Annotated in this window: 20 protein-coding genes; 17 read left to right on the top strand and 3 right to left on the bottom strand. The window is 66.0% G+C overall.

Going from position 1 to position 22,510, the window contains the following annotated elements; all coding sequences use genetic code 11:
• Positions 1-16 precede the first annotated feature (16 nt).
• Positions 17-1,267, bottom strand: a complete 1,251-nt coding sequence (locus AC1MGR_RS21015; RefSeq protein ID WP_480232818.1) for a GGDEF domain-containing protein — start codon at positions 1,265-1,267, stop codon at positions 17-19.
• Between the two features lie 341 nt (positions 1,268-1,608).
• On the opposite strand from AC1MGR_RS21015, the gene AC1MGR_RS21010 reads away from it, so the two are divergent.
• From AC1MGR_RS21010 to AC1MGR_RS20980, 7 genes are all read left to right on the top strand, one after another.
• Positions 1,609-3,087 (top strand): SulP family inorganic anion transporter, encoded by a 1,479-nt coding sequence (locus AC1MGR_RS21010; protein ID WP_480232817.1) that lies wholly within the window; start codon positions 1,609-1,611, stop codon positions 3,085-3,087.
• 201 nt (positions 3,088-3,288) lie between these two features.
• Positions 3,289-5,112 (top strand): phosphogluconate dehydratase, encoded by a 1,824-nt coding sequence (gene edd, locus AC1MGR_RS21005; RefSeq protein ID WP_108034907.1) that lies wholly within the window; start codon positions 3,289-3,291, stop codon positions 5,110-5,112.
• Positions 5,113-5,145: 33 nt separating this feature from the next.
• On the top strand, positions 5,146-5,763 hold the full coding sequence (eda, locus tag AC1MGR_RS21000) for a bifunctional 4-hydroxy-2-oxoglutarate aldolase/2-dehydro-3-deoxy-phosphogluconate aldolase (protein ID WP_480232816.1): 618 nt from the start codon (positions 5,146-5,148) through the stop codon (positions 5,761-5,763).
• 213 nt (positions 5,764-5,976) lie between these two features.
• Positions 5,977-7,254, top strand: a complete 1,278-nt coding sequence (locus AC1MGR_RS20995) for a dicarboxylate/amino acid:cation symporter (RefSeq protein WP_108034909.1) — start codon at positions 5,977-5,979, stop codon at positions 7,252-7,254.
• 68 nt (positions 7,255-7,322) lie between these two features.
• Entirely contained in the window at positions 7,323-8,225 is a 903-nt protein-coding gene (locus AC1MGR_RS20990; protein WP_480232815.1) for an amino acid ABC transporter substrate-binding protein, read from the top strand.
• A gap of 573 nt (positions 8,226-8,798) precedes the next feature.
• The gene (locus AC1MGR_RS20985; protein WP_480232814.1) at positions 8,799-10,430 is read left to right on the top strand and encodes a porin; all 1,632 of its coding nucleotides are present in this window, start codon (positions 8,799-8,801) and stop codon (positions 10,428-10,430) included.
• Between the two features lie 309 nt (positions 10,431-10,739).
• The gene (locus tag AC1MGR_RS20980) at positions 10,740-11,669 is read left to right on the top strand and encodes an amino acid ABC transporter substrate-binding protein (RefSeq protein ID WP_480232813.1); all 930 of its coding nucleotides are present in this window, start codon (positions 10,740-10,742) and stop codon (positions 11,667-11,669) included.
• Positions 11,670-11,709: 40 nt separating this feature from the next.
• Here the strand turns inward: AC1MGR_RS20980 and AC1MGR_RS20975 are convergent, their stop codons facing one another.
• Both AC1MGR_RS20975 and AC1MGR_RS20970 read right to left on the bottom strand, forming a co-directional pair.
• Positions 11,710-13,929, bottom strand: a complete 2,220-nt coding sequence (locus AC1MGR_RS20975; protein WP_480232812.1) for an ATP-binding protein — start codon at positions 13,927-13,929, stop codon at positions 11,710-11,712.
• A 44-nt stretch (positions 13,930-13,973) separates the two neighbouring features.
• Positions 13,974-14,219, bottom strand: coding sequence for a hypothetical protein (locus AC1MGR_RS20970; RefSeq protein ID WP_480232811.1), 246 nt, complete (start codon positions 14,217-14,219; stop codon positions 13,974-13,976).
• A gap of 594 nt (positions 14,220-14,813) precedes the next feature.
• Between AC1MGR_RS20970 and petA the strand changes: the two genes are divergently transcribed.
• The 10 genes from petA to AC1MGR_RS20920 all read left to right on the top strand — a co-directional run bounded on the left by petA (position 14,814) and on the right by AC1MGR_RS20920 (position 22,506).
• Positions 14,814-15,389 carry a ubiquinol-cytochrome c reductase iron-sulfur subunit gene (gene petA, locus AC1MGR_RS20965; RefSeq protein WP_056467436.1) on the top strand — a complete coding sequence of 192 codons (576 nt, stop codon included), beginning with the start codon at positions 14,814-14,816 and terminating at the stop codon, positions 15,387-15,389.
• 33 nt (positions 15,390-15,422) lie between these two features.
• Positions 15,423-16,709: a cytochrome b gene (locus tag AC1MGR_RS20960; RefSeq protein WP_108034914.1), complete on the top strand. Its 1,287-nt coding sequence runs from the start codon at positions 15,423-15,425 to the stop codon at positions 16,707-16,709.
• Between the two features lie 22 nt (positions 16,710-16,731).
• Positions 16,732-17,622: a cytochrome c1 gene (locus AC1MGR_RS20955; RefSeq protein WP_480232810.1), complete on the top strand. Its 891-nt coding sequence runs from the start codon at positions 16,732-16,734 to the stop codon at positions 17,620-17,622.
• 102 nt (positions 17,623-17,724) lie between these two features.
• Entirely contained in the window at positions 17,725-18,600 is an 876-nt protein-coding gene (locus AC1MGR_RS20950) for an S-methyl-5'-thioadenosine phosphorylase (RefSeq protein ID WP_480232809.1), read from the top strand.
• 104 nt (positions 18,601-18,704) lie between these two features.
• Positions 18,705-19,307, top strand: a complete 603-nt coding sequence (hisB, locus tag AC1MGR_RS20945; protein ID WP_480232808.1) for an imidazoleglycerol-phosphate dehydratase HisB — start codon at positions 18,705-18,707, stop codon at positions 19,305-19,307.
• A 36-nt stretch (positions 19,308-19,343) separates the two neighbouring features.
• Positions 19,344-19,829 carry a DUF2628 domain-containing protein gene (locus AC1MGR_RS20940; protein ID WP_480234861.1) on the top strand — a complete coding sequence of 162 codons (486 nt, stop codon included), beginning with the start codon at positions 19,344-19,346 and terminating at the stop codon, positions 19,827-19,829.
• A complete protein-coding gene (gene hisH, locus AC1MGR_RS20935; RefSeq protein WP_480232807.1) occupies positions 19,826-20,488 on the top strand; it encodes an imidazole glycerol phosphate synthase subunit HisH in 663 nt (220 codons plus the stop codon). The genes AC1MGR_RS20940 and hisH overlap by 4 nt, the downstream gene beginning before the upstream one ends.
• Positions 20,489-20,537: 49 nt before the next feature.
• The gene (hisA, locus tag AC1MGR_RS20930) at positions 20,538-21,296 is read left to right on the top strand and encodes a 1-(5-phosphoribosyl)-5-[(5-phosphoribosylamino)methylideneamino]imidazole-4-carboxamide isomerase (RefSeq protein WP_480232806.1); all 759 of its coding nucleotides are present in this window, start codon (positions 20,538-20,540) and stop codon (positions 21,294-21,296) included.
• A 17-nt stretch (positions 21,297-21,313) separates the two neighbouring features.
• The gene (gene hisF, locus AC1MGR_RS20925) at positions 21,314-22,090 is read left to right on the top strand and encodes an imidazole glycerol phosphate synthase subunit HisF (protein WP_480232805.1); all 777 of its coding nucleotides are present in this window, start codon (positions 21,314-21,316) and stop codon (positions 22,088-22,090) included.
• Between the two features lie 92 nt (positions 22,091-22,182).
• A complete protein-coding gene (locus tag AC1MGR_RS20920; protein WP_108034922.1) occupies positions 22,183-22,506 on the top strand; it encodes a phosphoribosyl-ATP diphosphatase in 324 nt (107 codons plus the stop codon).
• Positions 22,507-22,510: the final 4 nt, after the last annotated feature.

Raw genomic sequence — 22,510 nt, 5'->3', positions numbered from 1 at the left:
CCGTGGGTAGACGTCGTCAGCCGAAGGCGCTGGTTCGAGCCCCGTCGGAATTGGCCGATACCGGTGCCAGAGTCGTGGTTTCCACCCGATTCCGTCCGCCGCGCTTGGCCCGATAGAGGGCATCGTCCGCAGCCTTGAGGAGATCGGCGGCCGTCGTCGCAAGGGATCCCAGGCTTCCATGCGCCGTCGCGACTCCGACGCTGACGGTGACGCAGGCGCCGTCGGGGAGACCCGGATGGGGATAGGCCAGGGCCTGAACCGCGAGGCGCAGGCTCTCACCGATCCGTACCGCCTCCGACGGGTCTGCACACGGCCGGAAGACGATGAACTCCTCGCCCCCGTAGCGCGCCGCCTGGGCGTCGTGACGGGCAGCCGCCGCCGCGAGCGCCTGGGCGACCAGTCTCAAACACCGGTCGCCTTCGGGATGGCCGGCGGTGTCGTTCAGACGCTTGAAGGCGTCGATGTCGATGAGCATCAGCGTGGCCCAGGCGCCGTCCGCGCAGGCGTCAGCCCATCCGGCCTGCACGCGCGCATTGGCGCTGCGCCGATTGCGAAGTCCGGTGAGGCTGTCGGTCTCGGACAGGATCGTCAGGCGCGCATTGGCGGCTGCCAGATCGACGTCGCGGGCGGATTTTTCCAAGGTGAGGAGAAACGCTTCCTTGCAGGTCCACTCGCGGGAATAGGCGAGCTTGATGGGCACGAGGGTGAGGCTCGCGATCAGGAGTGGCAGTCCGGTCGCCTCGCTGCGCGGAAGAACGAATCCGACGACGTAGGCCGCGTAGAGGCTGAAGGCGCTTCCGCAGAGCACGAGGCTGTGCCGGAAGGAGAGCGGCGCGATCATGCCGACGACCATCGGGACGATCACCGCGAGGATCAGGTAGGTATCCGCGTGGGTCTGCGGTGCGATCCGGGCGCTGTTCAGGACGATCACCATGTCCAGCACCGAGATACCGATGACGATCCCGGCCTGACGCCGAGCGCTGGTGATGCCGTGCAGCGCCGCGATCGCCGCGAGACCCGCAGGCAGAAACACACCCAAGGTCAGGAAAGCTGGAACCCCAAACTGCTCCGGACCGAATAGGTCGAAATCCATCTTCAGTGACAGAACATTGAAGACGATGAAGATCAGGAGCCAGGACTGGATGTAGGTCGCCCGAGACCAGCGCGTCGTCTCGGTAAACTGTGCTTCGAGGTCCTTTGGCAGTCGCAGCCGATACCAGGGCCTGCGGCGCGCAGCCTCGATCAGGCTGGAGTTCGTTTCGGGCATGAGGCTCGTTCACCGACGATCGCGGAGAGCTTATACGCTTCTAGCTTGCACGCACGTAAACGGCCTACGTGCTTCGCTTGGAGCGACGGACCCTTCCCGGCGCTGCCTCCGCTCCCATTGCGTCGCGGCATAATCCTGTTATGACCCACCGCATGTTGAAGGATCGAGCCAGATTGTACGCACGGCCCACGCCGCCGTAGCTCCGCTCTCCTCAGCGCCTGCGCTCCATCCAGGCTCCATGTGGCTGTCCCGCGACGCGTGTCGGATGGCCTGTCTCGCATTCCCCGTCTCGATTCCCAGCCGCTCGACCGCGCGCGGGAACGATTGGATTTCTCATTTTCATGACCCTGACCAATCTGCGGAGCCAGTGGGCTCCCAATATCACGCGTGAAATCTTGGCCGGCACCGTCGTCGCCCTGGCCTTGATTCCGGAGGCGATCGCCTTCTCGCTCATCGCCGGGGTGGACCCGAAGGTCGGCCTCTACGCGTCGTTCTGCATCGCGGTGATCACCGCCTTCGCGGGCGGACGCCCGGCGATGATCTCTGCCGCTACCGGGGCCATGGCCCTGGTGATGGTGTCGCTGGTGAAGGAGCATGGCCTCGGCTACCTCTTCGCCGCGACGATCCTGACCGGCCTGCTGCAGATCGCGGCCGGCTTCCTGCGCCTGGGAAATCTCATGCGCTTCGTCTCGCGCTCCGTGGTGACGGGATTCGTCAATGCGCTGGCGATCCTGATCTTCCTGGCGCAGATGCCCGAGTTGGTCGGGCAGGGGACCACCGTCTACCTGATGACGGCGATCGGTCTCGGCCTGATCTACGGGCTGCCCTACCTGACCAAGGCGGTGCCTTCGCCGCTCATCACGATCCTCGTCCTGACGGCGTTCTCGATGGCGATGGGCCTGCCGATCCACAAGGTTGGCGACATGGGATCCCTGCCCACCGAATTGCCGGTCTTCGCGCTGGCTGAGGTTCCGCTCACCTGGGAGACCCTGCGGATCATCCTGCCCTACGCGCTGACGCTGACCATGGTCGGGCTGCTGGAAAGCCTGATGACGGCGGCGATCCTCGACGAAATGACAGACACGGGCTCCGACAAGAACCGCGAATGTGCCGGGCAGGGAATTGCCAATATCGGCGCCGGCCTGTTCGGCGGGATGGCGGGCTGCGCCATGATCGGGCAATCGGTGATCAACGTCTCGTCCGGCGGCCGGGGCCGGCTGTCCACGCTCTGGGCGGGGGTATTCCTGCTCTTCCTGATCGTCGTACTCGGCCCCTACGTGGCGCAGATTCCCATGGCCGCCCTGGTGGCGGTGATGATCATGGTTTCGATCAACACCTTCCAATGGGGCTCCCTGCGGACCCTCCTGACGCATCCGAAGAGTTCGAGCGTCGTCATGGTCGGCACCGTCGCCGTGGTGGTGGCGACCCACGACCTCGCCAAGGGCGTGCTGTTCGGGGTGGTGCTGAGCGGTCTCTTCTTCGCTCACAAGGTCACGCGCTACTTCTCTGTGGCGTCCGAGCGGACCGGTACGGCGCGGACTTATCGGGTGACCGGACAAATCTTCTTCGCGACCGCGGAAGCCTTCCATGGCGCCTTCGATTTTCGCGAGGCCGGTCTGACCGGGGTCGTCATCGACCTCGCGGCGGCCCACTTCTGGGATATCAGCGGGATCAACGCCCTCGACCGCGTCGTGCTGAAGTACCGCCACCACGGCGTGGCGGTGGAGATCGTCGGCATGAATGTCGCCACGGCCACGATGGTCGAGCGCCTGGGCACGCACCACAAGCCCGGCGCAGCCCTCGCGGCGGGAAGTCACTGACGGACGGCTTGGCCCGCAACCTGCAGTCGGTGGTGGCCAGGCCAGCGCCCGGATGCCATTGACGGCGCGTGGGTCGGATTGTCATCAGACCCCGTGATCGCGGCGCTGTCGCGGTGGCGTGATCGGTCGGCGCTGGCGCGGGTCATCGCGCCCGGCGCAAGCTGGCGGCGGGCATTGCCCGGATTCGAGGAGGAATTGGCCATGAGCGCGCTTCACCCGGAAATCGCTGCCGTCACGGCGCGCGTGGTCGAACGCTCCGGACCAACCCGGAAGGCCTATCTCGATCTGATCGCCCGCGAGCGCGACTCGGGTGTCCACCGCCCGATGCTCAACTGCGGAAACCTCGCTCACGGTTTCGCCGCCTCGGGCGAGGACAAGGCGGTCATCAAGTCCGGTCGGGCTATGAACATCGGCATCGTCACCGCCTACAACGACATGCTCTCGGCGCATCAGCCCTACGGCCGCTACCCTGAGCAGATGAAGCTGTTCGCCCGTGAGGTCGGCGCTACCGCGCAGGTTGCGGGCGGCGTGCCGGCGATGTGCGACGGGGTCACCCAGGGTCAGCGCGGCATGGAGCTGTCGCTGTTCTCGCGCGACACCATCGCGCTCTCCACGGCCGTGGCTCTGAGCCACGGCATGTTCGACGGCGCGGCCCTGCTCGGCATCTGCGACAAGATCGTCCCCGGCCTCCTCATCGGAGCGCTTCGGTTCGGCCACCTGCCCATGATCCTGATCCCGGCTGGCCCGATGCCCTCCGGGCTGGCCAACAAGGAGAAGCAGCGCATCCGCCAGCTCTACGCCGAGGGCAAGGTCGGCCGCGACGAGCTGCTCGAGAGCGAGTCGGCCTCCTATCACGGCGCCGGCACCTGCACCTTCTACGGTACCGCCAACTCGAACCAGATGATGATGGACGTGATGGGCCTGCACATGCCCGGTGCCTCCTTCATCAATCCCGGCACGAAGCTGCGGCAGGCCGTGACCCGGGCGGCGGTTCACCGCCTCTCCGAGATCGGCGCCACGGGCAACGACTACCGGCCGCTGGGGCGCTGCATCGACGAGAAGGCCATCGTGAACGCGGTCGTCGGTCTGCTGGCCACCGGCGGCTCGACCAATCACGCCATTCACTTGCCGGCCATCGCCCGGGCGGCCGGCATCGTTCTGGACTGGGCAGATTTCGATCGCCTCTCGGCCGTTGTCCCGCAGGTGGCCAAGGTCTATCCGAACGGCTCCGGTGACGTGAACCACTTCCACGCGGCCGGCGGGATGTCCTACGTCATTGCCAGCCTGATCGATGCCGGTCTCCTGCACGACGATCTCCTCACCGTGGCCGGCGCACGCCTGCGTGACCACGCCCGCGACCCCAAGCTGATCAACGACAACCTCGTCTTCGAGGACGCACCCGACCGCTCGCACGACGAGACCATCCTGCGCAGCCCGGCCAACGCCTTCCAGCCGGACGGCGGCATGCGACTGGTCAAGGGCAATCTCGGCCGGGCCACCTTCAAGACCAGCGCGGTCGATCCGGTGCGTTGGACGATCCAGGCTCCGGCCCGCGTCTTCGACGACCAGGACGACGTCATGGCGGCCTTCAAGGCCGGCGAGCTCGATCGTGACGTGGTGGTGGTGGTGCGCTTCCAGGGGCCCCGGGCCAACGGCATGCCCGAACTGCACAAGCTGACGCCGCAGCTCGGCGTTCTTCAGGATCGCGGCTTCCGTGTCGCCCTCGTCACCGACGGGCGGATGTCCGGCGCGTCCGGCAAGGTGCCGGCGGCCATCCATCTCAGCCCCGAAGCGCTCGGCGGCGGTCCCCTGGCCAAGATCCGCGACGGCGACGTCGTGCGCCTGAGCGCGGAGGACGGCTCCCTGGAGGTCCTCGTCGACCCCTCCGACTGGGAGGCTCGGGACGAAGCCGCCGCGCCGCCGCCTGCCTTCGGCACTGGTCGCGAGCTCTTCGCCTTCATGCGCCAGGGTGCTGATGGTGCCGAGCAGGGCGCCTCAGCCATGCTCGCGGCCGCCGGCCTCTAAGTTCACCGTCTTCCTCCGCCAAGGACGCTGCCCATGACCACCATCGATGCCTTGATGCGCTCCGTTCCCGTCATCCCGGTGCTGGTGGTGGAGGAGGTCGCCCAGGCCGAGCCGATCGCCCGTGCCCTCGTGGCGGGCGGCTTGACCGCCCTGGAGGTCACCCTGCGCACGCCGGCGGCCCTCGACGTGATTCGTGCGATGTCGCGGGTGGAGGGTGCCGTGGTGGGGGCCGGAACGGTCCTGAACCCGCGCGACCTCGATGCGGCGATGGAGGCGGGCGCACAGTTCATCGTGAGCCCCGGCCTGACCGATCCGCTGACGCGTGCCGCGCTCGCCCGCGGCGTGCCCTACCTGCCGGGCGTGGCCAATGCGGCGGACATCATGCGCGGGCTCGACCATGGCCTCGACCGGTTCAAGTTCTTCCCGGCCGAAGCCGCCGGCGGCATCAAGGCCCTCAAGGCGCTTGCCGGTCCCTTCGGGCAGGTCCGGTTCTGCCCGACCGGGGGCATCTCCGAGGCGACGGCCGCTGACTGGCTCGCCCTGAAGCCGGTTCTCTGTGTCGGCGGAAGCTGGGTCGTCCCGCCGGGCGCGCCGGAGCCGGATCTCATTCGACGCTCGGCCGAGGCAGCCCGTCGCCTGCGTGCAGCCTGAGGAGTCCTCTGCCGAGCGACGCCCTCGAAGGCGGCGCTTGATTGTGGCCGGAAAAAGGCTAGCCTCCCTCGACGAGCGCCTCGAGCGGCACGTTCCGGCCCGGAGTTTCATCCCCTGGCCGTTATCGTGACCTCGAGCCTGGCATGCCTCGTGCAGAACCGTTCCGGGTGAACCGAAAACTTGGTTCCTCGAGCGGGGCGGTGGGGAAGAGCGATGCAGTCCAGGCTCACCACGTACATCTTCATTGGGATGTTGCTCGGGATCGCCGTCGGCTATCTCTGCAACATCACGTGGCCCGATCCACAGACCTCGAAGGAGATCTCCGGATACATCGCACTAATCAGTGACGTCTTTTTGCGCCTGATCAAGATGATCATCGCGCCGCTCGTCTTCTCCACGCTGGTCGTCGGCATCGCGCATATGGGTGACACCGCCTCGGTGGGCCGCGTCGGCGGCAAGGCGATGCTCTGGTTCGTGGGTGCCTCGCTCTGTTCGCTGCTCCTCGGCCTGGTGATGGTCAACATCCTTCGGCCCGGCGACAACCTGAACCTGCCGTTGCCCGATGCCGGCGCCACCACCAACCTCAAGGCCGCATCCCTCTCCCTGAAGGAGTTCGTCACCCACCTCGTGCCGAAGAGTCCGGTCGAGGCGATGGCCAACAACGAGATCTTGCAGATCGTGGTCTTTTCGATCTTCTTCGGCGTCGCGCTCGCAGCTCTCGGCCAGAAGGGCAAGCTGCTCGCGCAGGGGATCGAGGGCCTCGCCGACGTGATGCTGAAGATCACCGGCTACGTCATGGGCTTCGCCCCGATCGCCGTCTTCGCCGCGATCGCAGCGACCATCACCACTCAGGGCATCGGCGTGCTCGTGACCTACGGCAAGTTCATGCTGGAGTTCTATTTCAGCCTGGCGATGCTGTGGTGCCTTCTTGCCCTGGCGGGTTTCGCTCTCGTCGGATCGGCGATGAAGCGCCTTCTCGACCTGATCAAGGAGCCGTTCCTCCTGGCCTTCTCCACCGCCTCCAGCGAGGCGGCCTATCCAAAGACCCTGACCAATCTCGAGCGCTTCGGCGTGCCGAACAAGATCACCTCGTTCGTGCTGCCGATGGGCTATTCGTTCAATCTCGATGGGTCGATGATGTACTGCACCTTCGCGGTAATGTTCATCGCGCAGGCCTACAACATTCCCCTGACGCTCGGGCAGCAGCTCACGATGCTCCTGCTTCTGATGGTGACCTCGAAAGGCATGGCGGGCGTGCCGCGCGCTTCCCTGGTGGTCATCTCGGCGACGCTCACCACCTTTCAGATCCCGGAGGCGGGCCTGCTGCTCATCATTGGCATCGACCAGTTCCTCGATATGGGCCGCTCGGCCACCAACGTGCTGGGCAACAGCGTGGCGACCGTAGCGGTGGCCAAGTGGGAGGGCCAGCTGACGCTCACCGACCAGCGTCTGGACCGTGACGTCAGCCCGTTGCCCGAGCCGGCCGAATAGCAAACGGCCGCGTGCGCGTCGCGCGGCGACATCCGGTGCCCGGGCGTCGGTTCTTGGCGAGGTCTCACATGTCAGCACGCTGTGCCATCATCGGGGCCCTGGCCGGTGTCGGGTTGCTGGTCGGCAGCGGCTCGGCACGGGCGATCGACGTTCTCTCCGGTACCCTGAAGACGATTGCCGAAACCGGCACCGTCCGCCTCGGCTACCGGGAAAGCTCCCTGCCTTTCTCCTTCAAGGATTCCTCCGGCCAACCCGTCGGCTACGCTCTCGACCTCTGCCTCGAGGTGGTCGACGACATCGGCAGGGAGATCGGGCGCAAGGATCTGAAGGTGGTCTACGAACCGGTGACGTCGGAGACGCGGATCGCGGCTGTGACGTCCGGCCGGATCGACTTGGAGTGCGGCTCGACCACCGCCAATGCCGAGCGGCGGAAGACGGTGTCCTTCTCGCCCATCACCTATTTCAGCGCGACCAAGCTCCTAGTGAAGCGCGGTACTCCGGTCGGCTCGTTCCGCGATCTGGCCGGTCGAACGGTGGCGGTCACCGCCGGCACCACGAACGAAGGCGCTCTGCGGGCGCTCTTCGCCCGCCTCGGCATCCCCGTCACGCTCGTCACCGGGCACGACCATGCGGAATCGTTCGCGATGGTCCGGGACGGACGGGCCGATGCCCTCGGTCTCGACGACGTCCTGCTCTACGGCCTGATCGCCGCCGCGGGATCTGACGGATCCGCCTACACGGTGCTGCCCGACAAGCTGTCGTTCGAGCCCTACGGCCTGATGTTCCGGAAGGATGACGTGCAATTCGCCGGCCTCGTCACCGCGACCTTCCAGCGTCTCGCCGAATCCCGCGAGCTGCGCTGGATCTTTGAGCGCTGGTTTCTCAAGCGCCTGCCGACCGGCATCCGTCTCAACGTGCCGATGTCGGACGAGCTTCACACCAACTTCCAAGTGATCGGCCTGCAGGATTGACGATCGGGCTGATTCCGGGCGGACGCGGCACGCTTCCCTCATACCCAGCCCGATTCGAACCCGGTCATCGAAAGCTGTCCACTGCCTGGATCCGTTGCGGGTGTGTTTTGAACGGGTGCACAGCATTTTGCGCGAGGTGCCTCGCAGATTAGCGCGGTGTGAACGATTCCGAAAAATGGTCCACGTGCGCCGCGGCGCCGAAATGTGTCAAAAATCACAGATTATTCCGTATTTTCGAGGACTTGCTCGTGCCTCCCTCCATGGGAACAGAGCGTAATTCGGTGCCTGAAGCTCCGAAAACCTGCCCTCAGAACAGTCACTTAGCCGTCTGCTGAACGTTGCAACGCCGCAACAGCGCCTTGGAACCGCCACCTCGATCACGATTCCGAGTTGCCGCCAGGAACCGCCTCGCACAGAGTGATCCTGCGCTGGGGGCAACGCCAGGGCAGCAAGACAATTTCCAGCGGTCAACGCTCGGTCATTCAAGAACAAAGGGCCACGCGACACCGGGATCCATAGAGGTCTCGGGCGCAGTAAGCCTTCCCTCGGGTCTCGAAGCTTTTGGAGATATCAATGAAGCTCTTGAAGAGCTCGCTTCTCGCCTCCGCGGCAGGTTTTGCTGCGGTCGCCGGAGCACAGGCAGCTGACCTCCCGGTCAAGAAGGCTGTTCCGATCGAGTACGTCCGCGTCTGCTCCGCCTACGGCGCCGGCTTCTTCTACATCCCGGGCACCGATACCTGCATCCGTCTCTCGGGCCGCGCCCGCCTCGACGTCGGCTACCAGCCCACTTCGGCGCGCAGCAGCCTTCAGAACCAGGGTGATACCACCGGTTACATCGGCCTCGCCCGCATCAACGTCGATGCCCGCACGCAGACCGCCTACGGCACCCTGCGTGCCTTCGTGCGTCTCCAGTTCGCCTCGCGCACCGGCGCCACCGGCGGCCTCCGCTCCGGCACCCAGGAGCGCATCGGCAACGCCTTCGGCGCCACCGGCCAGGACCAGCTCGGCCGCGCCCAGCAGTTCGTGAACACCGATAAGGCGTTCATCCAGTTCGCCGGTCTCACCGCAGGTCGCGCATCTTCGTTCTTCGACTTCTACGCCCATGACTTCGAGTTCGCTGGCGCGACCGCCAACTCGGACCTGCAGTCCACCAACCTGCTCGCTTACACGAGCAAGCTGGGCGACAGCGGCCTCTCGGCGACGGTCTCGATGGAAGATCCGACTTTCCGCCGCAACACGATCTTCTCTCAGGAGAACGTCGCAAATACCGCAGCGTCGCCGGATCGTGTCCTGATCTCGACGAATGCCGTCGGCGTGCCGACCTTCGGTACGATCGACGCCACGCAGCGTAACCGCATGCCCGACTTCGTCGGCGTGCTCCGCTACGACGCCGCCTGGGGCTCCGCTCAGCTCTCTGCCGCCGTCAAGGAGCTGAACACCAGCAACATCATCGGAAACCCGACCGTTGTCGGTGCCGCCAACGGCTTCGCTCCCGGCCTCGTCGGTCCCGGTCCTTCCGCCTCCAGCGAGTACGGCTGGGCCGTGCAGGCTGGTGTGAAGATCAACATGCCCTTCATCGCTCCGGGCGACACCCTGTACCTGCAGGGCGCCTACGGCGAGGGCGCGACCCTCTATACCGGCTACTCCTCGTACAACGGCAGCTATACTCGTTCGGCGAGCACCATCAACGGCCCCGGCTTCGACCCCTTCATGTCGGACGCCACTCTGAACCCGCTCACCGGCAGGATCGAGCTGTCCAACAGCTGGACCGTCACGGCTGCCTACCTGCACTACTGGTCGCCTGAGTGGCGCTCGGCTGCCTTCGGCAGCTATGGCGAAATGGCCTTCGCTCGCGGCGCTCGCGAAGCCAATGCCCTCGCTTATGCCGGTTCGACCTTCGCCGGCAACGCGAGCTCCACCCTGTTCGTCGGCGCTCCGGGCACCCGTTCGTTCGCTCTCAGCCCCACGCTGCGTGACAACAACCAGTTCGTGGCTGGCGGCAGCCTGATCTGGTCGCCGGTGAAGGACCTCGATATCGGTGTCGAGGGCTTCTACACCCGCGTCGCGCTTCAGAACGGCCGTGTGGTTGACCAGTACAACAACGGCACCCTGACCGCTGCGCAGATCAATGCCGGTGCGGCTGTCCGCACCGTGAACTCCGCGGATACCTTCCAGATCCGCGGCCGCGTCCAGCGCGACTTCTAAGCCGACGGAACGGCGCGATCCGGGCTCCTCGTGAGCCCGGATCTTCATGGATCCAAAACTTCGAGACATGCGATTTGGCCCGGCTGAAAAGTCGGGCCTTTTTGCATGCTGCCGATCTGTTTGTGGGAGTTTGACCTGACGCAACCTCCATAGCGGACCCGTTCGGCACGACCTTTGCCAGGGGCGGGGGCGTTGCCAGCTTGGACAGCGCGAAAACAACGATTGCGGCGGCTCGCGCCGCTGCTACGTTGCCCAAGTCAGTCCTGTCGATCGCCGAACCGTGATCGACCTCCCGGAGTCAGCCCGCAGATGCGTTCGTGTCACCAGAGATCCACCCTGTCCGCCGTTGCCGTCAGCGTCGCGCTGTCCGTGCTCGCGGCAGGGAGCGCCCAGGCGCAAGAGCTCACCGGAACCCTGAAGAAAATCAAGGAAACCAATACGATCACCATCGGCTACCGGGATGCGTCGGTTCCGTTCTCCTACCTCGACGGCGATCAGAAGCCGGTCGGCTACGCCCTTGAGATCTGTCAGAAGATCGCCGAGGCCGTGAAGACCAACCTGAAGCTTCCGAACCTCGAGGTGAAGCTGAACCCGGTCACTTCGGCCACCCGTATCCCGCTGATCGCGAATGGCACCATCGACCTCGAGTGCGGTTCAACGACGAACAACGCCGATCGCCAGAAGCAGGCTACCTTCACCAACACCCACTTCCTGACGGCCACCCGCTTCGTCGCCAAGAAGTCGGCGCATCTCGACAAGATCGATGATCTGAAGGGCAAGACCGTGGTCTCGACCTCGGGCACCACCAACATCCGCCAGATCAACGAGGCGAACACCGCTCGCAATCTCGGCCTGACCATTCTGCCGGCCAAGGATCATGCCGAAGCCTTCCTGATGGTCGAGACGGGCCGCGCGGTCGCCTTCGTCATGGACGACGTGCTGCTGGCCTCGCTGGCCGCGAGCTCGAAGGATCCGGGTGCCTATGCGATCTCCAGCGAGGCGCTCTCCAAGCCGGAGCCCTACGGCATCATGCTCCGCAAGGATGACGCGCCCTTCAAGGCCGTTGCCGATGAAGCCACCGCCAAGCTCTACAAGAGCCCGGAGGGCAAGGCTCTCTATGACAAGTGGTTCACGAAGCCGATCCCGCCGCGCGGCATCAACCTGAACCTGCCGATGAGCGAGGCCATGGTGAAGGCCTTCGCCTCGCCGAGCGACAGCGCGGACCCGGCCGCGTACTAAAATCGACGCACCAGCGCTGCGAGCTTCGACGCCTCGCCCCTCACGGGGCGGGGCGTTCCTTAGTAAGGGCGGGCATGTCCGAATGGTCGGCCGGTTCGATCCGCCCCGCGAGACGCTCCAGCGTCGCGAACAGTACCGGCCACTCGATGGGCTTCGCGACATGTGCGTCCATGCCGGCGGCGCGGCACCGCTCCATCTCCTCCGGCATGGCATTGGCGGTCAGCGCGACGATCGGGATGGGAGAGCGCCCGTCCTGACGTTCACGAGTCCGGATCATCTGGGTCGCCACAAGACCGTTCAGGCCCGGCATCTGCACGTCCATCAGGATCAGATCAGGCCGTTCGGAACCGGAGGCCGCCGCCACCGCCTGTTCGCCATCGTCCACCACCGTCACGGTGTGACCCTTGTGGCGCAAGACCGTGCCGATGATCTCCTGATTGATCGAATTGTCTTCGGCGAGCAGGATGCGCCAGCGCTGTGGAGACGGCCGGCCAAGGCTGGCAAGGCGGGAGCGTTCGGCTTCGTTCTCCGCTTCGGCGAGCCGCAGCGGCACCTCGAACCAAAAGGTAGAGCCTTCGCCAACCTGACTCCGCGCGCCGATCGCGCCACCCATCAGGTGAACCAGACGCTTGCAGATGGTGAGGCCGAGACCGGTTCCGCCGTAGCGTCGCGAAATCGATTCGTCCGCCTGCGCGAAGCGCTCGAACAACTGTGGCAGCGCGTCTTCCGGAATGCCGATTCCCGTATCCTCGAGTTCGATCAGCAGGGTCGATCGATGCCGCGGACCGTCGTCCGGCGCCGGCTTCCAGGCCGCCCGTATGGTGACAGAGCCGTGCGGCGTGAACTTGATGGCATTGGTGGTGAGGTTGAGGATGACCTGGCGTAATCGGGTCGGGTCGCCCAAAACCCAATCCGGAATCTCGGGTCCGATCTCCGTCGCGATGCGGACCTCGCGCCCCTGTGCAATCTCGACACTGAGTTCCCGACAGCCCTCGATCAGCTCGATCAGGCTGAAGGGGAGCGACTCGATCACGAGGCGACCTGCCTCGATCTTCGAAACATCGAGGATGTCGTTCACGATGGTCAGCAGCGAGCGTCCCGCTTCCTGCGCGAGACCGACGAGGCGTGCCTGGTTTCGGCTCAGGCTGGAATCGCCTTGAAGGAGGTCATGCACGCCGAGGATGCCCGCCAGCGGGGTGCGCAGTTCATGGCTCATCGTGGCGAGGAATTCGGCCTTCGCCCGTACAGCAGCTTCGGCCGCGACGCGGGCATTGTGCAGGTCGGCTTCCTGTCTCTGTCTCTGCGTGACGTCGCGGATTGCTTGAATGACCTGGATCTCGCCCTGCTCCTCGATACGCCGAAAGGCAGCCTCGACCCAGAGGTCATGCCCGGAACGATGCCGCATCCGATAGATCACCGACCCCGTCGGCTGCCTGGAGCCGAGCGCGTGAAGGAGAGCCGAGAGGTTTGCGATGTCCTCCCGGTGGACGAGGGTCCGAAGTCCGATGCGGTTCGCCTCCTCCACGGTGTAGCCGAGCATGCTCGTCACCGCGGGCGAGATGTAGAGGTGGCGGCCACTGACATCGTCAAGGACGATGAGGTCCGAGGTATAATCGGCCAAGAGGCGATAACGCGCTTCGCTTTCCCGTAGGCGCTCATCCGGGGGGCGCGGCACGTTCGGCACCACTGGGATCGAAGCCGGTGACTCCTTGGTCGGGCGGTCATCCGTTCGATCCCGCTCCGAGACCGGTTCGGTGTACGATCGAACGTTTTCGCCGGCTTCCTGTCCTCTGACAGCCGCCTGCTTTACGTCGATGGTGGGACGAACAGACTCCGGCGGTGCGGTGTCCGCCAGCTGCACGGGCCCGAGTTCGCGCAGACTGACGAGGACACGTCGAATCGCCTTCGCGTCCGTCGCCCGCAAGGGGACCAAGGTCGCTTCGCAGCCATGCTCCTCCGCCGAATGCGCGGTCTCGGTCCGAATGCGAAGGCTCCTACCGGCCTCGCCCACCTGCTCAACGCCCGCGCGCACCAGCGCCATGAGGCCTGCAGGCAGCAGATCGGCAAGTGCGCGATCGATCGATTGGGTGCGGCCGTAACGGCCTCGTGCCATCGCATTCCAGGCCTCGAGCCGCATCTCGCCACCGGGCTCGACCGCGACGATGAATTGCGGGTCTGGAAAGGCCTCGAACGCGTCCTGCAGGACCTCGGCGTCGTGACGCCCTCGCTCCGCCGCATCACGTCGCCCGCGCAGGAGCATGTGTCTCATCCCTTCGATGGATCGAAGGCCCAGGCGTGCGCCCTTCACGTGACATCTCCCGCCCGCGCCGTGCGTTGCCGCGAGTGGACCCAATCCACAACGTCCGCCAACGGCACGGTGTCCGCATCCGGCAGGGTCGCCGGCGGGTCACCTTGCTTGACCATGACCAAGGCAAGCGGATCGGGGTCGATCATTCCACCGACCATCCGCAGACACCGCATTGCCAGCAAGGACGAGGCCACCAGGGTGACGGCGATGGGCGGCAGGAACTGCGGATGACGGGTATCCATCGAGTCTTTCGGCCGGACGGAGTGACCGGACGGATCGATCGAGCCCGTCCCACTGCGATACGCTATCTCGACGAACACGCACAGCCGGCAAGAGGTGGAGGATCATTGGAAGACATGCAACCAGAGCGAGTGCAGATGACGGGTGAATTTGACCCGTGTCCTGTCCTGGCTGCCTCGGACGTCGCCAAGCGGCCACGCTGAGGACTGCGTCCACCCCAGGCCGGGTGAAACCAGCAATGCGCGCAATCGGCGATATCCTTCCGAGCCACAGCCTGTGGGACGGTGTCCGCGATACCCCCGGCATGTGCATGACCGCCAACAGGAATCGGATCGGTCCGCGCATCTGTGCATGTCTTCTGTGGTCTTCCTGCGCCACCTTCGGAATGGGGTCGCTCGACCAATAGAAACCGCGCGTTCTGCAAGGCTTCGCGCCTTGACTTCGGGTGACGCGGGGTCGCATTGCACAATCATGTGGGATGGTGCTTCCGTCCCGCCGGGATGACATTCCTTTGAAAGCCTCTAAGGTCCCGGCCGGCCCTGACCGCAGGGTTGGGATCAGGGTCGCCCGGCGCAATCATGCTTGGAGTTTGACACTTGGCGAACACGGCAGCCGATCCCGAGAGCTCCCACGGCGCGCCGGACGGCACGCGTCGCGATTTCATGTTTCTCGCGACGGGCGCGGGACTAGCCGTCGGGGCCGGTGCCCTGGCTTGGCCGTTCGTCGCCTCGATGGCGCCCGACGCCGAGACCATCGCGGCCGGCGCACCGCTGGAAGTCGACCTGACGCCGATCCAGGAAGGCCAGATCGTCAACGTGTTCTGGCGGGGCAAGCTCATCTTCGTGCGCAGTCGCTCCGAGAAGGAGATCAAGGAAGCGTCCGAGGTGAAGCTCTCCGATCTCATCGATCCGCAGCCGGACTCGGCACGTGTGAAGCAGGGCCACGCCAAGTGGCTCGTCGTCTACGGCAACTGCACGCATCTCGGCTGTGTGCCGATCGGCCACCAGGGACAGTACGAGGGCTGGTCCTGCCCCTGTCACGGCTCCCTCTACGACACGTCAGGACGGGTGCGCCGGGGTCCCGCCCCGACGAACCTGCCGATCCCCCCCTACGTCTTCGAGTCGGACTCCAAGATCCGGATCGGCGAGGAGGGCGGCAAGGCCGTCGCCTGACACCCTGAAACAGGATTTGGAGCGGGTCGCCCCATGAGCGGACACGGCAATACCTACGTTCCCAAGAGTGCCTTGGCGAAATGGTTCGAATCGCGCCTTCCCCTGATCGGGCTGGTGCATTCGTCCTTCGTTTCCTTCCCGGTGCCGCGGAACCTCAACTACTTCTGGACCTTCGGCGCGATCCTGATCGCCATGCTGGTGTCGCAGATCGTCACCGGCGTCTGGCTGGCGATGCACTACGACCCGTCGGCCGCGAATGCGTTCAATTCCGTCGAGCACATCATGCGCGACGTGAACTACGGCTGGCTGCTGCGCTACATGCACGCCAACGGCGCTTCGATGTTCTTCGTGGCGGTCTACGTCCACATCTTCCGGGCGCTCTACTACGGATCGTACAAGGCCCCGCGTGAGGTGCTCTACATCCTCGGCGTGATCATCTACCTGCTGATGATGGCAACCGCCTTCCTGGGTTACACGCTGCCGTGGGGCCAGATGAGCTTCTGGGGCGCCACCGTCATCACAAACATCCTGGCCGCGATCCCCGTGGTCGGCGACACGATCCAGAGCCTGCTCTGGGGCGGATACTCGGTCGGCAATCCGACCCTGAACCGGTTCTTCTCGCTGCATTACCTTCTGCCGTTCATGATCACCGGCGTGGTGATCCTGCACGTCTGGGCGCTGCACGTGACGGGCCAGAACAACCCGGCTGGCATTCCGATCAAGTCGGGCAAGGACGCGGTGGCCTTCACGCCCTACGCGACGATCAAGGACGTCTTCGCGTCGGTGGTGTTCTTCGCCTTCTTCGCCTACTGGATCTTCTATCAGCCGAACTATCTCGGTCACGCCGACAACTACGTGCCGGCCAACCCGGCCGTGACGCCCGCCCACATCGTTCCGGAATGGTACTTCCTGCCGTTCTACGCGATCCTGCGCGCGGTGCCGGACAAGCTCGGCGGCGTCATCCTGATGTTCAGCGCGGTGCTCATCCTGGCCCTGGCACCCTGGCTCGATACGTCCCGGGTTCGCTCGTGCAACTACCGCCCGATCTACCGTCAGTTCTTCTGGCTCTTCGTGGTGGTGTGCATCGTACTTGGCTGGCTCGGCGCCAAGCCGCCGGAAGGTGGCTATGTCATCGCCGCCCGAATCTGCACCGCTTACTACTTCTTGCACTTCCTTCTCGTGATGCCGCTCGTCGGCCTGTTCGAGACGCCGAAGGCTCTTCCGGGCTCGATCCTCGAGACGGTCACGGGTCCCGGCAAGCAGGTGGGCGGGTCCGGCATGCCGGTCGGCGCCGCAGCCGCACCGTCATCCAAGGGTTGAGGGCAGGGGACTTTTGAGAACCATGAAAACGACCCGCGTCCTCGCCGCGTCCCTGCTCGCGGCCGTCATCAGCGTCACCGTCGCGTCGGCGGATGAGGGAACTCCCCATCCGCCCCGGGAGAAGTGGAGCTTCGCCGGTACCTTCGGCCGCTTCGACCAGGCCCAGCTTCAGCGCGGCTTTCAGGTCTACAAGGAAGTCTGCTCGAGCTGCCACAGCATGAGCCTGGTGCGCTTCCGCAACCTCTCGGAGGAGGGTGGCCCCGGCTTCACCACCGGGCAGGTGAAGGAGCTTGCCGCCCAGTACAAGGTGAAGGAGCAGAACGATGCCGGCGAGGACGTCGACCGTCCCGCCCGTGCCGCCGATGCCTTTCCGTCGCCCTTCTCGAACGAGAAGGCGGCTGCCGCCGCCAACGGAGGCAAGGCGCCGCCGGACTTCTCCGTGCTCGCCAAGGCCCGTACCTACGAGCGCGGCTTCCCGTGGTTCGTCTTCGACGCGATGCCGTTCATCGGCTTCTCCGAGCAAGGCGTCGACTACATCCACGCGCTCCTGAACGGCTACGAGGATCCGCCGGAAGGCAAGGAGATCCCGGCAGGGACCTACTACAACAAGTACTATGCCGGGCACCTGATCGCGATGCCCAAGCCGATCAGCGATGGTCAGGTGACCTACGCCAAGAACGACAAGGGTGAGCCGGTCGTACCTGAGACAGTGGACCAGTACTCGCGCGACGTGGCGGCGTTCATGGCCTGGGCGGCCGAGCCGCACATGATGGCACGCAAGGCTCTCGGCCTGCGGGTGATCCTGTTCCTGCTCGTGCTGTCCGGCCTGCTCTACTACGTGAAGAAAAAGATCTGGGCGAAGGTCGGCGGCGAGGTGCATGGCCTCCAGCCCGAGCTGCACAAGACCTACTGAACTGGTTCGGGCGGTCCATCCGGACCCGCCCGGCCTTCGTTGACACGATCCGCGCCGGCGCCCCAAGGAGGGGCGACCGGCGCGAATGTTATGGAGACCAGGATGACGGCAGCGGTGCTCGGCGTGATGGGCGGGTCCGGGGTCTACGACCTTCCCGGCCTGGAGGATGTCCGCGAAGAACGGATCGCCTCGCCCTGGGGTGAGCCCTCCGACGCCCTGCGCATCGGCCGCATCGGCGAGACCAAGGTGGTGTTCCTGGCCCGCCACGGACGGGGGCACCGCTTCTCCCCCTCGGGCATCAACTATCGGGCGAATATCGACGTGCTGAAGCGGGCCGGCGTCACCGACCTCGTCTCGCTCTCGGCCTGCGGCTCGTTCAAGGCCGAGCTGCATCCCGGGCTCTTCGTGCTCGTCGACCAGTTCGTGGATCGCACCCATGGCCGCGCCAGCTCGTTCTTCGGGGATGGCTGCGTCGCCCACGTCTCCCTGGCGCATCCGGTCGGCCCGGCGCTGCAGGCACGCATCGCTGCGGCGGCGCAGGCTGAGGGCATCGCGATCCATCGCGATGGAACCTACGTCTGCATGGAGGGGCCGCAATTCTCCACCTATGCCGAGTCCACCACCTACAAGGCGCTGGGCTATGATGTGATCGGCATGACCAACATGCCGGAGGCGAAGCTCGCCCGGGAGGCCGAGATCACCTACGCGACGATCGCGATGGTGACCGATTTCGACTGCTGGCATCCGACCCACGATGCCGTCGACGTCGCGGCCGTGGTCGCGGTCGCGCGGGCCAATGCCGACAAGGCCGCGCGCCTCGTCGCCCGCCTCGCCCGCGATTTCCCGGCCGAGCGCGTGCCGTGCCCCGTCGGCACGGAGCGTGCCCTCGACGGCGCCATCATGACGGCTCCGGCGCAGCGCGACCCGGCCCTTCTCGCCAAGCTCGATGCGGTGGCGGCCCGAGTCCTGAACGGCTGAGCGGCCGGTGGCGCCGGTGAATTCGGCGCCGTCCGCCCTTTCCGCGACCCGGTCTTCCCTCTAGAAGGCGGGTTCGTCCCCGAACCGGAACCGGAACCGAACCCGTGACCCAAGAGGCCAAGCGCGCCGCCCGCATCAGCCGCAAGACCGCGGAGACCGACGTGCAGGTCGCCCTCGACCTCGAGGGGACGGGCCGGGCCCAGGTTTCGACGGGGGTTGGCTTCTTCGACCACATGCTCGAGCTGTTCGCGCGCCACGCGCTGTTCGACCTCGACGTGGCGGTGACGGGCGACCTCCACGTCGATCACCATCACACGGTGGAAGATACGGGTATCGCCCTGGGACAGGCCTTCGCCCAGGCCCTGGCCGACAAGCGCGGCATCGGACGCTATGCCGACATCCACCTGCCGATGGACGAGACCCTGACGCGGGTCTCCATCGACATCTCGGGGCGGCCGTTCCTCGTGTTCCGAACCCAGTTCCGGGTCGAGAAGATCGGGCAGTTCGACACGGAGCTCGTTCGCGAGTGGTTCCAGGCCTTCGCCATGAACGCCGGCATCACGCTGCATGTCGAGACGCTCTACGGTGAGAATGCCCACCATATCGCGGAGAGCTGCTTCAAGGGCTTGGCCCGTGCCTTGCGGCAGGCGGTGTCGATCGATCCCCGCGAGGGCGGTCGCGTTCCCTCGACCAAGGGATCGCTCTGACCCGCCGTTCGGGTCGGCAGGAGGATGCGAGACGTGATGCGCACCTATACATTGCACCCCGCGCGGGGCGCCCTCGTCGGCGAGGCTCATGGTCTCGAGCGGGCGCACCTCGTGCCGGACGGCTTCTCCTGGCCGGCCTTCGCCTTCGGGCCGCTGTGGTTCTTCTTCCACCGGCTCTGGCTCGCCGGTCTCGGTGTCCTGGCCCTGCTGGCCGTGGTGGCATTCGGGGGGCGGTTCCTCGGCCTGACGCCGATCGCAGGTTTCCTCATCACGCTCCTCGTCTCGCTCCTGATCGGCCTGGAGGCCTCGTCCCTTCGCCGGTGGACCTATGCCCGTACGGGGCGTCCGGTGCGCGATGCCGTGACGGCCTCGAATGCCGAGGAGGCCGAGATGAAGGCCGCTGCGCGCTGGCTGGACGGCGCTCCCATAGGGCGCGGCGGATCGGCGCCCCATGTCGGCGTTTCGGTGCCGCCGAGCGACCTTGCCATCGGCATGTTTCCCTTCAGCGAGGGTCGGCGGTGAGCGCGGAGACGGTTGCGATCATCGATTACGGCTCGGGCAACCTTCATTCCGCCGCCAAGGCGTTCGAGCGGGCGGCGCGGGAGGCCGGGCTCGACGAGACCCGCATCGTCCTGACGAGCGAGGCCGAGACGGTCGCCAAGGCCGACCGGGTGGTTCTGCCTGGCGTCGGCGCCTACGCCGATTGTCGGCGCGGCCTCGACGCCGTACCCGGCATGGTTGAGGCAATGACCCATGCGGCGCACGCGCGCGGGCGTCCCTTCCTGGGTATCTGCGTTGGCATGCAACTCCTGGCAACGCGGGGACTTGAGCACGATACGACCGCCGGCCTCGACTGGATCCCCGGCGACGTCGGTCCGATCCAGCCGACCGATCCCGGCCTCAAGGTTCCCCACATGGGCTGGAACACCCTCGAGATCGACCGGCCGCATGCCTTGCTGTCCGACATCCCGACGGGGGAAGGCGGCCTGCACGCCTACTTCGTGCACAGCTATGCGCTGTCGCCGGAGCGGCTCGATGATCGTGTCGCCCACAGCGATTACGGCGGGTCCGTCACCGCGATGGTGGCGCGCGACAACGTTGCTGGCACCCAGTTCCACCCGGAGAAGAGCCAGCGGCTCGGGCTTGCGCTGCTCGCCAACTTCCTGCGCTGGCGTCCCTGAGGCGCAGCCCCCACTTTTTGAATCGTCCCACCCGAAAGCGAACCGACGCGTGATCCTGTTTCCGGCCATCGATCTCAAGGAAGGGCGCTGTGTCCGCCTCGTTCAGGGCGACATGGCCCAGGCCATCGTGTTCAGCGACGATCCGGCGGCTCAGGCCGCGGTCTTCGAGGAGCAGGGGTTCTCCTGGCTGCACGTGGTCGACCTCGACGGCGCCTTCGCGGGCGCGCCGATGAACGCGGACGCCGTCGATGCGATCCTGGCCCGGACCAAGCTTCCGGTACAGCTCGGGGGCGGCATCCGCGAGATGCGGACCCTGGAAGCCTGGCTCGCGAAGGGCGTCAGCCGCGTGATCATCGGGACCGCCGCGGTGCGCGATCCGGCCTTTGTGCGGGAGGCGGCCCGCCTCTATCCCGGCAAGATCGCCGTCGGCATCGACGCCAAGGACGGTCGGGTCGCGGTCGAGGGCTGGGCCACCACGTCCAGCATGACGGCCGAGGAACTCGGGCGCCGGTTCGAGGATGCCGGGGTCGCGGCCATCATCTACACCGACATCGCCCGGGACGGCATCCTGAAGGGCCTCAACATCGAGATGACCCTAGGTCTTGCCCGTGCCGTGACAATTCCGGTGATCGCCTCCGGCGGCCTCGCCTCGATCGAGGACGTTCACCGCATCCTGGAACCGGACTGTGCGCTCCTGGCCGGCGCCATCACGGGCCGTGCCCTCTACGACGGACGGATCGATCCGCGCGAGGCCTTGGCGGCCATCCGGCGCGCGACTGGTACGCCCGACGCCGCTCCGTTGGCCTGACATTTCCGAGGCAGCCCGTGCTCAAGACCCGCATCATCCCCTGCCTCGACGTCAAGGACGGCCGCGTCGTGAAGGGCGTTCAGTTCCTGGAGCTGCGCGATGCCGGCGATCCCGTGGAGGCCGCCAAGGCCTATGACGCCGCTGGTGCCGACGAGCTCTGCTTCCTCGACATCACGGCGAGCCACGAGGATCGTGGCACGCTCCTCGACGTCGTTAGCCGCACGGCGGAAGCCTGCTTCATGCCGCTCACCGTCGGTGGCGGCATCCGCACGGTGGCGGATATTCGCACTCTTCTCTTGGCCGGTGCCGACAAGGTTTCGATCAACACGGCGGCCGTGAACGATCCCGACTTCGTCGCCCGCGGCGCCGAGAAGTTCGGCAGCCAGTGCATCGTCGTGGCGATCGATGCCAAGCGAACCTCCGGCCCCGGCGAGCCACCGGAATGGCAGATCTTTACCCATGGTGGGCGTAAGCCCACCGGCATCGACGCCATCGCCTTCGCTCGGACCGTCACGGCACGCGGTGCCGGCGAATTGCTCGTGACCTCGATGGATCGCGACGGAATGCGCTCCGGCTATGATCTCGGCCTGACGCGGGCCATCTCCGATGCCGTCTCGGTGCCGGTCATCGCCTCGGGCGGCGTGGGTGGCCTGGACGATCTGGTGGCTGGAGTCCGCGAAGGAGGAGCCAGCGCGGTTCTGGCCGCCTCGATCTTCCATTTCGGGCAGCACACGGTGTCCGAGGCCAAGACCCACATGGCTGCGGCCGGCCTCTCCATGCGCCTCGATCTCTGAGGCCGACCTTCGCAGCCCTTGCGTCATGATCCATCGTGCCGCACGCTTGGTTGCACGGCACGATAGGCCCGGTTCGCCGGGACCAGGATTGTATGACCCAGTTCACTCTCAGCGATCTCGAAGCCCTCGTCGCGGATCGCGCGGCGGCGTCCCCCGAGACTTCCTATACGGCGAAGCTCCTGGCCGGCGGCCCGGCCAAACCCGCCAAGAAACTGGGCGAGGAGGCCGTCGAAGCGGCGATTGCCGCCGTGCAAGGCGACCGTGCCGGCCTCGTGAGTGAAGCGGCAGACGTGCTGTACCATCTTCTGGTCGTGCTGCGCTGCGGCGGCGTTGCCCTGGAGGAGGTGCTGGCCGAACTGGAGCGGCGCACCGTGCAGAGCGGGATCGCCGAGAAGGCGTCCCGGAGCCCCGCGTGAACGC

The organism is Methylobacterium sp. BI1 (genome assembly GCF_056680125.1).
This window is presented reverse-complemented; position numbering and strand designations above follow the sequence as displayed.